Source organism: Paenibacillus sp. FSL H8-0332, assembly GCF_037963835.1.
Lineage (GTDB): Bacteria > Bacillota > Bacilli > Paenibacillales > Paenibacillaceae > Paenibacillus_AQ > Paenibacillus_AQ rhizoplanae.
This window is the reverse complement of sequence record NZ_CP150145.1, coordinates 4,842,464-4,857,519: the sequence shown is the minus strand read 5'-3', so window position 1 is coordinate 4,857,519 and position 15,056 is coordinate 4,842,464. Positions and strand designations below refer to the sequence as shown.

Annotated in this window: 11 protein-coding genes; 4 read left to right on the top strand and 7 right to left on the bottom strand. The window is 54.6% G+C overall.

Annotated elements, in window-relative coordinates; genetic code table 11:
• Window positions 1-477: 477 nt before the first annotated feature.
• Together NST43_RS21110 and NST43_RS21105 are read right to left on the bottom strand one after the other, a co-directional pair.
• Entirely contained in the window at window positions 478-1,377 is a 900-nt protein-coding gene (locus tag NST43_RS21110; RefSeq protein WP_339225321.1) for an IS3 family transposase, read from the bottom strand.
• A gap of 20 nt (window positions 1,378-1,397) precedes the next feature.
• Entirely contained in the window at window positions 1,398-1,736 is a 339-nt protein-coding gene (locus tag NST43_RS21105) for a helix-turn-helix domain-containing protein (RefSeq protein ID WP_039310863.1), read from the bottom strand.
• A 454-nt stretch (window positions 1,737-2,190) separates the two neighbouring features.
• On the opposite strand from NST43_RS21105, the gene NST43_RS21100 reads away from it, so the two are divergent.
• Window positions 2,191-2,745, top strand: a complete 555-nt coding sequence (locus NST43_RS21100; protein ID WP_339219187.1) for a hypothetical protein — start codon at window positions 2,191-2,193, stop codon at window positions 2,743-2,745.
• Window positions 2,746-2,763: 18 nt separating this feature from the next.
• Entirely contained in the window at window positions 2,764-4,188 is a 1,425-nt protein-coding gene (locus NST43_RS21095) for an SPFH domain-containing protein (RefSeq protein WP_339219185.1), read from the top strand.
• A 135-nt stretch (window positions 4,189-4,323) separates the two neighbouring features.
• On the opposite strand, the gene NST43_RS21090 is transcribed toward NST43_RS21095, so the two are convergent.
• The 5 genes from NST43_RS21090 to NST43_RS21070 all read right to left on the bottom strand — a co-directional run bounded on the left by NST43_RS21090 (window position 4,324) and on the right by NST43_RS21070 (window position 12,335).
• On the bottom strand, window positions 4,324-6,618 hold the full coding sequence (locus NST43_RS21090; RefSeq protein ID WP_339219183.1) for an alpha-galactosidase: 2,295 nt from the start codon (window positions 6,616-6,618) through the stop codon (window positions 4,324-4,326).
• A gap of 82 nt (window positions 6,619-6,700) precedes the next feature.
• Complete coding sequence (locus NST43_RS21085; protein WP_339219182.1) at window positions 6,701-7,696, bottom strand: substrate-binding domain-containing protein; 996 nt, start codon at window positions 7,694-7,696, stop codon at window positions 6,701-6,703.
• A gap of 582 nt (window positions 7,697-8,278) precedes the next feature.
• Entirely contained in the window at window positions 8,279-8,806 is a 528-nt protein-coding gene (locus NST43_RS21080) for an AAA family ATPase (RefSeq protein ID WP_339219180.1), read from the bottom strand.
• A gap of 27 nt (window positions 8,807-8,833) precedes the next feature.
• Entirely contained in the window at window positions 8,834-10,456 is a 1,623-nt protein-coding gene (locus NST43_RS21075) for a helix-turn-helix domain-containing protein (RefSeq protein ID WP_339219178.1), read from the bottom strand.
• A gap of 100 nt (window positions 10,457-10,556) precedes the next feature.
• On the bottom strand, window positions 10,557-12,335 hold the full coding sequence (locus NST43_RS21070; protein ID WP_339219176.1) for a sensor histidine kinase: 1,779 nt from the start codon (window positions 12,333-12,335) through the stop codon (window positions 10,557-10,559).
• Window positions 12,336-12,616: 281 nt separating this feature from the next.
• Between NST43_RS21070 and NST43_RS21065 the strand changes: the two genes are divergently transcribed.
• Window positions 12,617-13,960, top strand: coding sequence for a sugar ABC transporter substrate-binding protein (locus NST43_RS21065; RefSeq protein ID WP_339219174.1), 1,344 nt, complete (start codon window positions 12,617-12,619; stop codon window positions 13,958-13,960).
• 148 nt (window positions 13,961-14,108) lie between these two features.
• The gene (locus tag NST43_RS21060; protein ID WP_339219172.1) at window positions 14,109-15,047 is read left to right on the top strand and encodes a sugar ABC transporter permease; all 939 of its coding nucleotides are present in this window, start codon (window positions 14,109-14,111) and stop codon (window positions 15,045-15,047) included.
• The last annotated feature ends 9 nt before the right edge of the window (window positions 15,048-15,056 follow it).

Below are 15,056 nucleotides of genomic sequence, written 5' to 3'. Positions count from 1 at the left end.
GACCACGGAGAGCCCTGCTGCTACTGTGGTCTTTTTGCTGTGCAGGAAAGGCATAAATCCCATTAAATCAGTTGGAAGTGGGCTGGAGGTGGAAATGAAGGGATAAATCCCTCTGATGGTGGCGAGAGTTTGCTGGGAGGCGAAGAGCAGGCAGGTGCGAGAGCAAATGAAGAGCACAAGTGCACCAGAATCCCGGAAATGTTAGCTAAACGAGCGAATGAAGAGCACTAGTGCACCTGATTCCCGGCAATGTTAGCTAAACGAGTAAATGAAGAGCACAAGTGCACCTGATTCCCGGAAATGTTAGCTAAACGAGTAAATGAAGAGCACAAGTGCACCTGATTCCCGGCAATGTTGGCTAAACGAGCAAATGAAGAGCACAAGTGCACCTGATTCCAGGAAATGTTAGCTAAACCGGTTCGGCCACCTAATTATGGAGACATTCTGCTAAAAACTCGTGTTTTCGCAGGATCTTGTTTACAGCTTTATTTCTATCGGTTTTAGCTTGCCTGCTTTCCATGCGGCGTGGTATTGCTTGGGGCTCATGCGCTGCAAACTGCCATGAAAACGGCGCTCGTTGTAAAAATTAATATAAACTGCGACCGCTTCATAGGCTTCTTCAAACGTTTCAAAGTACCTTTTCGTGTACAAATCTCTCTCCAAAATACTGTGAAACGACTCAATGTAGGCGTTCATATTCGGCGTTTTTGGAGGAATCCGCTCATGCTCCAGAGGACGCTGCGTTTCCGCACACAGCTCGCCAAAGACGTCGCTTAGGAATTGCGGGCCGTTATCGGAACGGATCACCGGTGAGGGATCTCCAGGCTGTAAACGTCGGCCCAGCGCCTCCCTTAACGTGGCACAGACTTGCTTCGCTGTACAGCTCGCGCCCACGTGGTAGCCGACGATACAGCGGTCAAACACATCAATCATATCAAAGATAAAAAAGAAGCGGTCGTAGCCATGAATGTATCCATATTTAATGTCAATCTGCCAGAGTTGGTTGGGGCCGGTGACCACTCGATTTCGCGCTAAACGTCGAGGGTATTTTAGGTTCCTCACCGGCTTTTTCTGAAGCAATCCGAGCTTCTTGCACAGCCGGTACGCCTTCTTGTGGTTGAGGATTAAGCCCTGCTGGACCGATAGGGCATACGCCAGGTTCCGGTAGCCATAGCCGTTCTCCTCGCCCTCTACCAGCTCACTCAGCCACTCCTCGATCTGTAGGTCACTGACCCGCAGACCGCCGGTAGTGAGGGAATAGGCGGGGATCGGACGACCCGAAGTCACGACCGCATCCGGGGCACTCCAAAGCCCCAGGAAACGTTTTTTATGCGCATAATAGGTGGAAGGTTGAACCTCCACGATACGTAGAACCAGTGTAGCCGAATAACCCCGCTTTATCGCTTCGTCGGCCAGTTCGAGTTTGTCTTGTAAGCGGGGTTGGCTTTTTTTAAGAGTTCACGCAGCAGTTCGATTTCCAGATCCTTTTCACCCAATAACTTAATGGCCGTCTCCATCTTCGTCTCCAGATCTTGGACACGCTCCGCATCTTCAATCCGTTCTTGGACGGACGGAGTGGCCTCTTCTCCAAATCGTTCTTTGTAGAACTTCACCCAATTGGCAATGGTGCTGGGAGAGACGGAATACTTTCGGGCCAGGAAGGAAACCTTGGTTCCATTGATCGCTTCTTGGGCTACTTTGATCCGCTGTTCGTCATACAACTTGTTGCTTCTCATCGGCTCCACTCCCTCTTCTTAGTGTACCTCTTACATGTCAAGGTCTCCACTTTGATTAGGGGGCTTAAGAGAAACGAGTAAATGAGGAGCACAAGTGCACCAGAATCCCGGAAATGTTAGCTAAACGAGTAAATGAGGAGCACAAGTGCACCTGATTCCCGGAAATGTTAGCTAAACGAGCGAATGAAGAGCACAAGTGCACCAGAATCCCGGAAATGTTAGCTAAACGAGCGAATGAAGAGCACTAGTGCACCTGAACCAAGTATGCGTCTTTGCCCCCAACTGACCAAGCAGCCCAAAGTGGAAATTAGGTGCAATTGTGACGGAGAGAAGCACAATTAAATCATATAACAACATTAATTAGTCATTTTAAATTCGAATTAGTCTTTTTATTTACCACAATAGTCAGTTTCCGCATCGCCACTACAGTCAGTTTTCTTATAGTCATATTTCATTGAAAGGAGGGGTTACCATCGCTACTGTATTTATCGTCTGTTTCTGGGTGGGCCTCCTGCTTATCCTCAGTGGCAGCATTCATGGACACGGCCTGGTAGGCCACCTGCATGTTGGGGGAGGGGATGCCGGGGGGCCGGGCTTTCTGCCGATTCTACCACTGATGGTGTTTGTCACCGTCTGGGGCGGCACGGGGTATATGCTTGTCAAGTACAGCGGGATGCAGCTGCTCGCCGTGGTGCTGGTCTGTACCTTGATCGCCCTGCTGCCGGGCATCCTGCTCTACACGGTGCTGGCCCGGGTGATGACCCGGTATGACAGCAGTATGAGTGAACTCGATTATGAGCCGGCCGGCCAGCTCGGCTATATCAGCATTGCCGCAGCGGATGGGGCCGTGGGAGAGATGAAGTATGTGCTGCACGGAACCATGCGCTCCATCGGCGTGCGGGCCGAATCCGGTCAGTCGCTGCTGCGGGGCGATCGGGTGATTATTGTGAAGACGGATAAGGGGATCGCAGCGGTCACCCTGTTCGAACGGGAAATGGAACATAACTAACGGGGAGTGTCGGAGCAAATGTTAATTTTATATATAACCGGAGCTATTGTTGTAGTGATTCTGCTGGCGTTAACCAGTATTGTGACCGCGTATAAAAAGGTTCCGCCCAATCAGGCCATGATCGTATACGGCCTCGGCGGCAAAAGAGTGGTCCAGGGTGGCGGGACGTTCGTCATCCCCGGCTTTCAGAACAATAAAACCATCTCCATGATGCTGATGAGCTTCGATGTTATCCCGGCGCAGGCCATGTTTTCCCGCCAGGGCATCAAGCTGAACCTGGAGGCGGTAGCCCAGATTAAGATTAAAAGCGATCCAACGGCCATTCTAACCGCCAGTGAGCAGTTCATTGACCGGCCTGAAGAGGACCGTGAGACGATTATTTTGCATTCGGTGGAGGGTCATCTGCGCGGCCTGATCGGCCAGCTCACCGTAGAATCTATACTCAAGACCCCTGACGAGATCAACAGCAAGATGCGGGAGACCTGCTCGGAGGACCTCGACAAAATGGGGCTGGAGGTGGTCAGCTTCACCATCAAGAAGATTACCGACGACAAAGGGTACATCGACAATATGGGGGTGCCCGAAATTGAGCGTATCCGCCGCGACGCCAGTATTGCCAAGGCCGAAGCCGAACGCGACATTCAGATCAAACAGGCCGAAGCGGAGAAGGAATCCTCCATTGCCAAAGCCAATGCCCATCAGGCGACCATAGAAGCGGGAACCGCTGCCCGTGCGAAGGAATCCCTGTTCGAGAAGGAGCTTAACATTAAGCAGGCGGACTTCAAGCTGGAGACCGAGGTGAAGAAGGCGCAGGCGGATCTGGCGTATGAATTGCAGCAGAACAAGATCAAGCAGTCACTGGTTACGGAACAGGTGAAAATCACTCAGATGGAGGCTGAAGCCAACCGCACAGTCCGGGAGATCGAGGTCGAGCTGAGACAGCGGGAGCTGGAGGCAACGGTGATCAAGCCTGCGGAGGCGGAGAATCAGGCGACGATTATGAGAGCGGAAGCCGCCAAGCAGCGGCAGATTCTGGAGGCGGAAGCCGAAGCAGCTACTACGACCAAGCGCGGACTGGCAACAGCGGAGGCCGATCTGGCAAAAGGGAAGGCGAATGCGGAGATCGTCCAGCTCGCCGGAGCTGCGGAAGCGGGAGCGCTGCAGAAGAAGGCCGAGGCGTACAAACAGTTCACCCAAGCCGCCTTAACCGTGGAATTCCTGAAAATCCTGCCCGAGCTGGCTGAGAAAATCGCTTCCCCGCTGGCCAAGGTAGATAAGATCACCGTCATCTCCCAGGATGGGGCGTCCGCAGGCGTGAACAAAATTACCGGCGATATCGCCAAAATCATGGCGCAGGTGCCTGAGCTGACCAAGACGCTGACCGGCATGAATGTCACAGAGGTGCTTAGCGGGTTACTTGGCCGGGAGCATGAGCAGGAATAGGAGTAGGAGGAGAGGCAGGTAGTAAGTAGTTAATGAACCGGCAGCAAGCCGCCTTCCTGACTGCATCTCTCCACAAAAAACAGGCGTCAATCTCCAAAAGGAGGCTGACGCCTGTGGTATGTCTGAAGCTGTAGATCAGCGCTGCACCGCTCTCAGGCGGTAAGTGCAGCTTGCGTAATCTCCGCGCAGGTCGGAGACTACCAGACCCATACGCATCAGGCGGTCGCCGCCGAGCGGTGTGCCGCCGAAGGCCGTCTGGAACGGAGCAGAGCTGTCGCCTCCAGCGTCCGCAGAAGCTTCTGCGCCGCCGTGGACATGCTCGTTGCTGCCGGCAGCTCCGGTTTCGATTACGTAATCAAGCTCCGGGTTCAGCCCCTTGAGCGTAAGGCGTGAGATCGGCGGATTAGGTCTCGCGAGTACGCGGAAGTAAGCCACGAAGGCTTCGGTCTTGTCCTCGCTGACGAACATCCAGGCGGTCTCACCGCTGCCCTCGAACGGACTCAGCAGACGGTACATATCCCCTTGCTGTACCAGTGTGCGGATCTCCTTGTACTGGGCAATCTGCCGGGCGGCCAGGTCCTTCTCGGCTTCGGTGAACTTGGTGAGGTCCAGCTCATAGCCAAAGTTACCGCTCATTGCCACATCACCGCGCGTAGCGAGGGAGGTAATGCGGTCCACCTGATGGTTCGGAACGTCAGATACATGCGCGCCCATGCTGCTGGCCGGATAGACGATGCTTGTGCCGTACTGAATCGCCAGACGCTCAACCGCATCGGTGTTGTCGCTGGTCCAGGTCTGCGGCATATAGAACAGCATGCCCGGATCGAACCGGCCGCCGCCGCCGGAGCAGCTCTCGAACAGAATGTCAGGGAAGCGCGAGGTCAGGCGTTCCAGCAGATTATACAGGCCGAGCATATAGCGGTGGGCGGTTTCTTTTTGCCGCTCAGGGCTGGTCTTCACCGAAGCAATCTCTGTCATATTGCGGTTCATGTCCCACTTGATATAGCGGATCGGGGCACTGGAAAAGACCGCGCTTAACGTCTCATACAGATAGTCGCATACCTCCGGGCGGGAGAGATCCAGGATCAGCTGGTTGCGGCCTTCCGTGCGGCGGCGTCCTTCGGCATGCAGGCACCAGTCCGGGTGCTTGCGGTATAGCTCACTGTCCGGCGAGACCATCTCCGGCTCCACCCATAGACCGAACTGTACGCCTTCCTTGTTGACCCGGCCGGCCAGATCCGCCAGACCTTCAGGCAGCTTGCGGCGGTCCTCGAACCAGTCGCCGAGTGAGCTGTTATCCTTGTCGCGTCTGCCGAACCAGCCGTCGTCAAGGACGAATAGCTCAATGCCGAGCGGGCCTGCTGCTTTGGCGATGGTTACGATTTTGTCCGCATCGAAATCGAAGTAAGTCGCCTCCCAGTTGTTGACCAGAATCGGCCGGGCCTGATCACGGTGAACACCGCGGCAGAGCCGGGTCCGGTACAGCCGGTGATAGGTGCGAGACATGCCGCCGATGCCTTCGCTGGAATAGACAAGCACGGCCTCCGGGGTCTGGAAAGATTGGCCCGGCTCCAGCAGCCAGGAGAAGTCGAACGGATTAATCCCGATACTTACACGGGTCTGTCCGAACTGCTCCACCTCGGCCGTAGCGCTGAAGCTGCCGCTGTAGACGAGGCTGAAGCCATAGACGTCACCCTGGTCTTCATCTGCACCCGGGCGCAGAAGTGCGAGGAACGGGTTGACCTGATGGCTGCTTGATCCGCGGCGGCTCTCCAGGGACAGCGCGGCTCCGGGGTTAAGCGGATGGCGCTGAACATGGCGTTCTCTGGCCCATGCGCCGCTAAGATGCAGGGTGTCATAAGCGGAATCGGCAAAATCCACCGATGCGCTAAGCGCCTGCTCCAGCCGGAGCGGGGCATCGCCGTTATGCTCGAAGCGCACAGAGCGGGTAATCGCCCGATGGTCAGCGAACACCGTATAGAGCAGTCTGACCGTCAGACCGGCGTAGTCATCCTTCAGGGTGAGCTCAAGCGTGAGCGCTTCTGCTTCGCTCTCTGCATAGACCGCAGGCAGACCATCCAGTGCCGGTTTGCCCGGCGTGATTACATAGCCTGCATATTGCAGCTCTGAGATCCGCGTGCCGTCCGCAAGCTGAACCTGATAAGCCGGCCGTCGGAAATCACTCGTCCCATACTGCGGATACTCCTGAGGCAGGGCATCCAGCGAGAGGGCGGGCTTCTGCGGCAGCGGGGTTGGTGAGAAGGAGGCGCGTTCACGCAGCTCCAGTGCTCCGGCCAGACTGTCATCATGACGGAGCCGTGCGCCCCAGTAGACATGGGCAGGGTAACCCTCTACCAGTTGGATGATGTAGCTGGTGTCTTTGGACTGAAGGTGAAACAGCCCTTGCGATTCATCTGCATAAATGTTCATAATCTTAACACTCCTTGTGTGATGGGATAAGGTCCGGATATCTTGGAAAAGGCAATCAAGATTGCTGTGCAGCCGGGCTGCGTTAATCCATTGTTCCGCCGCTGGTCTCGCGGACAATCAGCTTCGTGCCGATCAGCGAATGCGAAGGGGCTTCGCGTCCTTCGAACCGCTCGGCGAGCAGCTGAACCGCAGCTTTGCCCATCTGCTCGGGATAGGCGCGGACCGTTGTCAGCGGAGGCTGAACATAGGCCGCCATCTCGATATCATCGAAGCCGACGACAGCCATCCCGGCAGGCACCTGTATCCCGTGATCATGCAGGGCGCGCAGAGCGCCGACCGCCAGCGGATCACTGGCGGCGAAGCAGGCCGTAGGCCGCTTTACCCCTGCCAGCAGCTCGCTCATCATCCGGTAGCCGTCAGCACTAGTCCAGCTTCCCGTGCGGATCAGCGCCGGATCATAGCAGCCCTGGCTCTGCATAATCCGGGTGTAATGATGCCTGCGGCGCTCCTCCTCGCTGCCGCCTCCGATGAAGGCGATCTCGCGGTGACCGAGCTCCAGCAGATGGCCCAGTGCCTGATCGACAGCCTGCCGGAAATGTGTCCGCACGGAGTCATATTCCGTGCGCTCCGAGTAATGGTCGACAAGCACCGTGGTGCCCCCGTCCGCGTGCAGCTTCGCAAGCTCTCCCGGCTGGAAGCTCCCGCCGACTACGATAAGCCCGTCACCCGCAGGCCGGAGCGGGGCTGGCGTACTGTGACCGCGCAGCGTCTGGCCCAGCCGGATGCCCAGCTCCTCACAGCGCAGCTCCACGCCGCGCCGGATGGAGCCATAATAAGGGTCGTCCCGTTCCTCTTCGGGTGAACACCAGAGCAGAAGCGAGACGGTCTTGCTGCCCAGCTCATTCTCCCGCTTCAGCTGCCGTACCCGTGAGGGCTTGTAGCCCAGCTGCCCGGCCACGGCGAATACGCGGCTGCGTGTCTCCTCGCTGACAGCCAGGGACAGGTCGTTATTTAGCACTCTGGATACGGTTGCGGCTGATACGCCGGCTTCCCGGGCGATGTCTTTAATCGTTGCCATGCTGATCACGCCTTTTTAGTTAATAAATTTACTAAATCTTCGCATTTATCTTATCATCAGCTGAAGGTTCTTTCAAGCAGATTTTGAGGAGCGCTTACATTGGGAGGGGATTGGACGCAGGATCACCGCCCCGCCGCCCATCTACGTATCTCCGTACCGCCGTATTGCCATATCGCTGTATCGCCGTATCGATGTAGCTGATCGCCCCATTCTCGCGGACCTGAAAGCCCTTATCAGCGCCAAATTACACCATTAGGCAGGCTAGGCGGACTCAGAGGCCGTTAACTAACCCATTACTCCTCATTTATAGCTTCAAATGGCAACATAAGCGCTCCTGAGTCCGCAAATACAAGAAAAGTTGGTTTTTTCGCATTATAGCGTCATCTGAGTCCGCCAGATGCCGATTAAGCTTAAGAGGAGTTTGGAACAAGCTCGAAGCGGGCTTTGCTTTGTTGTTCAGCTCTTGTTCTTCGGAAACAGCTAGGCCTCAGCTTATTATTCCGTTTGTACGCAAATAAAAAAAGGCTGCCTATACCGGCAGCCCTGTCCACTTTTCCACATTATTACGTTATCTTATCCCTATCATTCTGCGGTACGCTCACCGAATAAATGCCCCACAATCAGATCTGCGCACTCTTCAGAAGTGTTCTCATGCGTGTTCACCTTAAAGCCATATTCGATGTCACGGGCCATCAGCTTGTGCTGCTCCTCCGACTGGCCTTCACCTCTGTGTTCACGGGCAAGATTGCGCTGGCGGCAGATGTCCAAGGGACAGAATACTTCTACCACAGTTAACGGATAGCCGGCGAAAATATCCTTCACCTTCTCATAATGAGGCGTAAGTCCGGGCCGCTCCACCAGGATGCCGTCAATCAGCACATGCTTGCCATGATCCGAGAATAATTTGGCGGTATGATACATCATGATAATAGCTTCACTAAGATACTTCCAGTAATCTTCACGCAGGTAACGCTCCCCGATCGTTTCTTCGAAAAGATCATTGGCTACCACATAAAAAAATTCCGGCGATCTCGACTGTATCGCTTCAACTATTGAGGTTTTGCCGGAGCTGGTCACTCCGTTTAGAAATACGATTTGCCCTTTGTTCATTTGAATTTTCTTCCTTTCGTCCTTCGTTTAATTTCCTCCCGTATTCCCATCAATCTGCTGTATATAATCCCGGGGAGAGAGCCCGGTGACTTTCTTGAACACCTTGCTGAAATAGAAGGCGCTCTCATAGCCGAGCTTCTGGGAGATTTCGTAGATCCGGCCTTCGCCGCGGACCATCATTTCCTTGGCGGCGGTGATTTTGGTCTCTGTGATATACTCGACATAGTTCACCCCGGCGACCTTGGAGAACAGGTGGCTCAGATAGTTGGGGCTGAAGTTGAACACATCCGCCACCTGATGGAGCGAGAGCTTGGTGCCGAGATTTCTTTTGATATACTCCTGGACGTTCTTCACCACCTGCTCCTTATAGCTCTGTCTGCGGGTGGCAAGCATTCGGACACAGCCGTCCCGGAACTGGACGAGCCAGCCGGTAATCTCCTCAATCGTATGCATCTGGTAGATCGCCCGGTAGCCCTCCGGCTCCTGCTCGAAGATCTGCTCCACCATGTTCTCCCCGTCCGCGAGCAGGGAGGTCGCCATATACAGAATATTGCAGGCGGCATCGGTGGCGGGAACGAGCAGATCGGCCCGTCCGTCGAAGATCTCGATCATCCGGGAGATGATGCTGTGCAAGGCGCGGGTATCCATTTCTTCAAAAGCTCTGCGGATCTCCAGCCGCGATTCCGAGAAATCAAACAGCAGATGCTCCTGCAGGGGGGCTTCGCCTTCCGTGAAGAAGACGAAGGAGCGTTCCTTCACAGCGGCGGGCAGTGCCTTCCGGGCAGCGAGATAGCTCCCCTGCAGCAGATAAGGATCTTCCGCCGCGAAGCCAATCGCCCCGATAATGGTCACATTGAAGTAATTATGCAGCACGGAGGCCATGTCCGCCAGCAGCTTCTGGATGTCAGGCATCCAGAGCTGCGGGTCCGGGCCCGGCACAGGCAAGGTCAGCGCGAAGTTGCGCAGATCCAGACTGGTTACATAACAGGCGCTGAGCGACGAGAGCGTATCCTTCGCCATCTGTACAGTGCTTGAGCATAAGGCCACCAGCTTATCCCCGCGCGGCGGGACGGTGTCCGGCCCGAGAATGCGGCAGGTACAGACCAGATAGGCCGGCGCGGAGAGGTCCACCTCCAGATCCTCCTTTTGCAGGAGATACTGGTTCTTGTTCTCGAACAGATTGTTGAACAGCCGGACGAAGAATTTATCGCGCTGGGCCTGGAGATTGCCGCGGTGGACCAGCTTCGGATAGCTCTCCATGGTTTGGTACTCCTCCAGGATACTAATGGCCCGGCGGATCGATTCGGCCAACGCCTCCGGGGTCAGCTCCAGCTTCACCAGGTAATCGGTGGCCTGGACCTCAATCGCTCCGCGCGCATACTGGAATTCCTCGTAGCTGGTCAGCATGATGAACAGCGGAAGCCGCCCGTACTTGCGGCGGACCGAGCCGGCGACCTCGAGGCCGCTTTTAATCGGCATTTTGATATCGCTGATCACGATGTCCGGGCGGAGGGTGTCGATCATCTCTTCCTCCTGCGCGCCGTTGTGGGCGATGCCGACAATTTCAATATTATATTGCTCCCATTTCAGCATGGACTGGAGTCCGATGCAGACCAGGGCTTCATCATCTGCGATTAATAATTTGATCAAGCTCATCACATCCTTGCTCAGTATGCTATTGTTTTGGGGTCCCCGCAAAGTACCTGAGTACTCATCGAAGCTAAGGCCTCACTTTGTGGGGGATTCTTAGCTATTCTCTCTGCCGGAAGGGCAGCAGCAGCTTCATCGTGGTGTAGCGGCCGACCTCGCTCTCAATGGACAAGCCGTACTCCCCGCCAAAAGCGAGCTGCAGCCGTTCGTTCACACTGCGCAGCCCGATATTCTCCAGCATCCCCGTAGCTTCGTCCCCGGGAACGGTTAGAATGGTGGCAATCTGCTCCGCCGTCATTCCGACCCCATTGTCCTCGATCGTGATGAGCAGATCCGTGAATCCGCTCTTCGTGACCCGGACAACAATATCACCTCTGCCCTTGGGCTCGATGCCGTGGAAGATCGCATTCTCCACCAGGGGCTGGAGCGTGAAGCGCGGAATAAGCCCGCCAAGCAGCGCTTCCTCTTCAATCTCTGTGATCATGGTAACCGTGCTGCCGTACCGGTATTTCTGAATCAGGAAATAATCCTCCAGCAGGCTCAGCTCATCCTTCAGCGGCATCAGCCGCCGGTTGTCCTTGGCAATGCTGCGGAGCAGCCGGGACAGGGAGGTCGTCATCTCCGCAATGCCGGTGGCGTTCTGGATCGTAGCCATCCATTTGATCGAATTCAGGGTATTGTACAGGAAGTGCGGATTAATCTGGTTCTGGAGCATCCGGTATTCCAGCTCCTGCTTCTGCTTCTCGTCCGCGAGCCGGCTGTCCATGAGGGCTACGATATCCTGGGACAGGCGGTTAATGCCCCGGCCGACATCGCCCAGCTCGCTGTTCCATTCAATATTGCGGTCCAGCAGGAAGTTGCCCTGGGCAATCTTGTCCATGCGCTTCTTCAGCTTCTCCACCGGAAGGCTGATCGTGCGGGTCAAATACAGCGTAATGATCGCGCTTAAGACAAGCACGAGCAGACAGACGCCGAGCAGGACGAGAATCCATATATTGCTCCGGGGCGCGAACTGGTCGCTGGATAAGGTCTGAGAGAGCATGACACCGCTGCGTACCGGATACGATACCACGATATGGCTTTCCTCATCATCCTGCATTTTCACCATGGACAGCTCGGTATCGGGGCCGACAGGCTTGTCACTGGTATAGGCTACCGGCTCATAGGGTTCCTCAATGGCCTTGACCTGATCGCCGGTTAGCTGATAATGATGATCGCCGAGCGTAAGCAGCAGCCGGGAGTGCTCCGGCAGGGCATAGCCCTTCAGCTTGTCCGTAATGACGGAGGTATTCGCGAGCAGGTAGACGGTTCCCACCCGGGTGGCCCCCCGGCCATAGATCGGGAACACGAAGGGAATTCCGTAGGAATTGGAGAGCGGGTCCTTAATGACCCGGTTCCACTGCTCCTCAGCCTCATTCGTCAGACCGGTCACTTGACCGATATTGTGGATCGTAAGCGGAATGGAGGTGCCGAAATTCTCCACCTGCAGGAACTTTCCGCTGTTATCCGTAGCAATCAGGCGGCGTACATAGCTATACGAACGGTTGATCCGCAGATCCTCCTGCATAGCGTTGAACACATTAAGCGCCTGCTTGGGGCTGGCCTCCACTGAACCGAAATATTCGGTAAGCAGGGTGTTCGTGGACGAGTTCGTGCTGCTGGTCATCGCCAGCGTAGTCAGGTCAATCAGATCCTGTTCAATAATATGCGAGACGAGCTGGAGGTTGAATTCCGTCGCCTGGATCGTCGTTTTGCGCTGATAATATGTAATCAGTTCGTAGCTGAACCAAGACAGCAGTGTCGCAATCAACAGCGCAAAAGCGGTCATGAGCAGAATAATGCGGCTTTTAATAGTAGATTTACGTACCGTGGTGAACACTCCTTCATGAATAAGGACCTATTTAAAGCGTTTTCAATTACCATAGCATATTCCTGCGTTTCATTATAGAGCCGGGGGGAGAAGCTGAGGATTTTACAGGTTTCGGATAAGAAATTACAGGTTTGGGGCAGGCCGTGCGGAGAAGAGCACAGAATAGTGAATGAACTGTGTTTGATTTTGCATCCCCATGGGATCTGAAAAGGCTTACAATTTGAACTAAGGCCAGGTAAACAAATGGGCCGGTTATGGATAGACCATCAGAAGATAAAGGGGATACTTACATGAACTTGAAAAGATTCTACGGCATGACCCTTGCCACCGCGCTCTCCGTGAGCATGCTGGCCGGATGCTCCGGCAATAACAATACGAAAGACGCAGCTGCCACTGCCGCACCTGCTTCGGGCAACGCTGCAACCGCTTCCTCCGAACCAAGCCAGGAGCCAGTGACGCTGAAATGGGCGCTGTGGGACTGGGAAGCGACTGCATACTACAAGCCGCTGATCGATGCCTACAAGGCAGCACATCCGAACGTGACCATTGAATACGTGGATCTTGGGTCCACCGACTATATGACCATGCTCAGCACACAGCTCTCAGGCGGGGCAGATCTGGACGTCCTGACGATCAAGGACATTCCCGGCTACTCGAACCTGGTGAAGCAGAATCACCTGGAGCCGCTGAAGACCTATATGGGTGACAAATCTATCGATCCTTCGTTATACGGCGGTACGGTAGAACAGATTGAAGTGAACGGCGAGGTGTATGCGCTTCCGTTCCGCAGTGACTTCTGGCTGATCTACTACAACAAAGCCTTGTTCGATAAAGCAGGCGTGGATTATCCGACTAATGATATGACCTTCGACCAATATGATGAGCTGGCCCGCAAGATGACCTCCGGCAGCGGATCGGAAAAAGTATACGGCGCCCACTACCATACTTGGCGGAGCGCAGTTCAATTGTTCGGGATTCTGGACGGCAAGAACACCGTGGTCGGCGGCAACTATGATTTCCTGAAGCCTACCTATGAGCGGATTCTCAAAGAGCAGGAAGACGGCATCGTCATGGATTATGCTACCCTGAAGACCTCCAGCACGCATTACTCCGGCGTATTCTACAACAACTCCGTAGCCATGATGAACATGGGCAGCTGGTTCATTGCCACCCAGATTGAGAAGGTGAAGAGCGGCGAATCCCAATCTGCGGAATGGGGCATCGTGAAATACCCTCACCCTGACGGCGTCGAAGCCGGAACTACGCTGGGAACGATTACTTCCCTGGCCGTAAACCAGAAGTCCAAACACAAAGAAGCAGCGCTTGACTTCATGAACTTCGTAACCGGGGCAGAAGGTGCCAAGGTGATTGCTTCGACCGGTACGATTCCTGCGATCAAGAATGATGAGGTTATCAATTCTATCACTTCCATCGAAGGCTTCCCGGCTGACGAGAACAGCAAGGCTGCTTTGAATACCGTTCAGACTTATCTGGAAATGCCGATTCATGAGAAGAGTGCGGACATTGAGGTTATTCTGAATGAAGCGCATGACAACATCATGACGAAGAACGCTACGATTGACGAAGGCTTGAAGGATATGAATGACCGTGTTGGCCAGCTTTTGAACAATTAATGTGAACGTGTAACGTTAGTGTCCTGAATGAAGGGCGGGCGAAGGCCCGCCTTCCATATAAATAGAGGACATCACAGCACTCACATTAACAGGCTTCGAAGTAATCCCTACTTTGCGGGGATGTTATATAAGGTTTGGAGGAGAACAAATGCAGAACGAAACCCTATTGCGTACAAATAAGAGCCCAAAAAGCCGGTTGTCGCGCGGCCTCCGGGATAACCTGGTCGCGTATAGCTTTATTGCGCCGAACTTTATCGGATTTGCCCTGTTCACCCTGGTACCGATGATTTTTGCCTTTATTCTGGCCTTTGTGAAATGGGACGGGGCCAATCCAATGAAGTTCATCGGGCTGGACAACTTCACCCGGCTGATCTCGGATACCACCTTCCACAAAGCCTTGTGGAACACGATTGTCTACACCATCGGAGTCGTGCCGCTGACCATGATTGTAGCGCTGGCGCTGGCCATTCTGCTCAATCAGAAGATTATGGGCCGTAATTTCATGAGAACGGTCTTCTTCTTCCCTTACGTGGCTTCGCTGGTAGCCGTTGCGGCGGTATGGAACTTCATCTTCAGCCCGACCATGGGTCCGATTAACAACATTCTGCATACGATTACCGGTATTCCGCTGGAGGACCTGCCCCGCTGGGCGGCCGATAAGCAGTGGGCGATGTTTACGGTAGTGCTTTTCACAGTGTGGAAAAATATGGGGTACTACATGGTCATCTATCTGGCTGGCCTCCAGGGTATTAACCCGGAGCTGTACGAGGCAGCAGAGCTGGACGGGGCAGGCCCGTGGAGAAGATTCCGCAACGTGACTGTGCCGCAGCTGGCACCAACCACCTTCTTTGTCCTGATGATTCTGGTCATCAACTCGTTCAAGGTCTACGATATCTTTATCAACCTGTTTGCCGGCGCCGATAACCAGCTCAATAACTCTACTAGGGTTATGGTCTATCAGATCTACAACACGGCGTTCCGCTCGCTTGATTACGGATATGCCAGTGCCATGGCGATTGTACTCTTTCTGCTGGTACTCGGCATCACCATCGTCCAGTTCCGCGGCGAGAAGAAATACGGACAATAGGGGGATCTA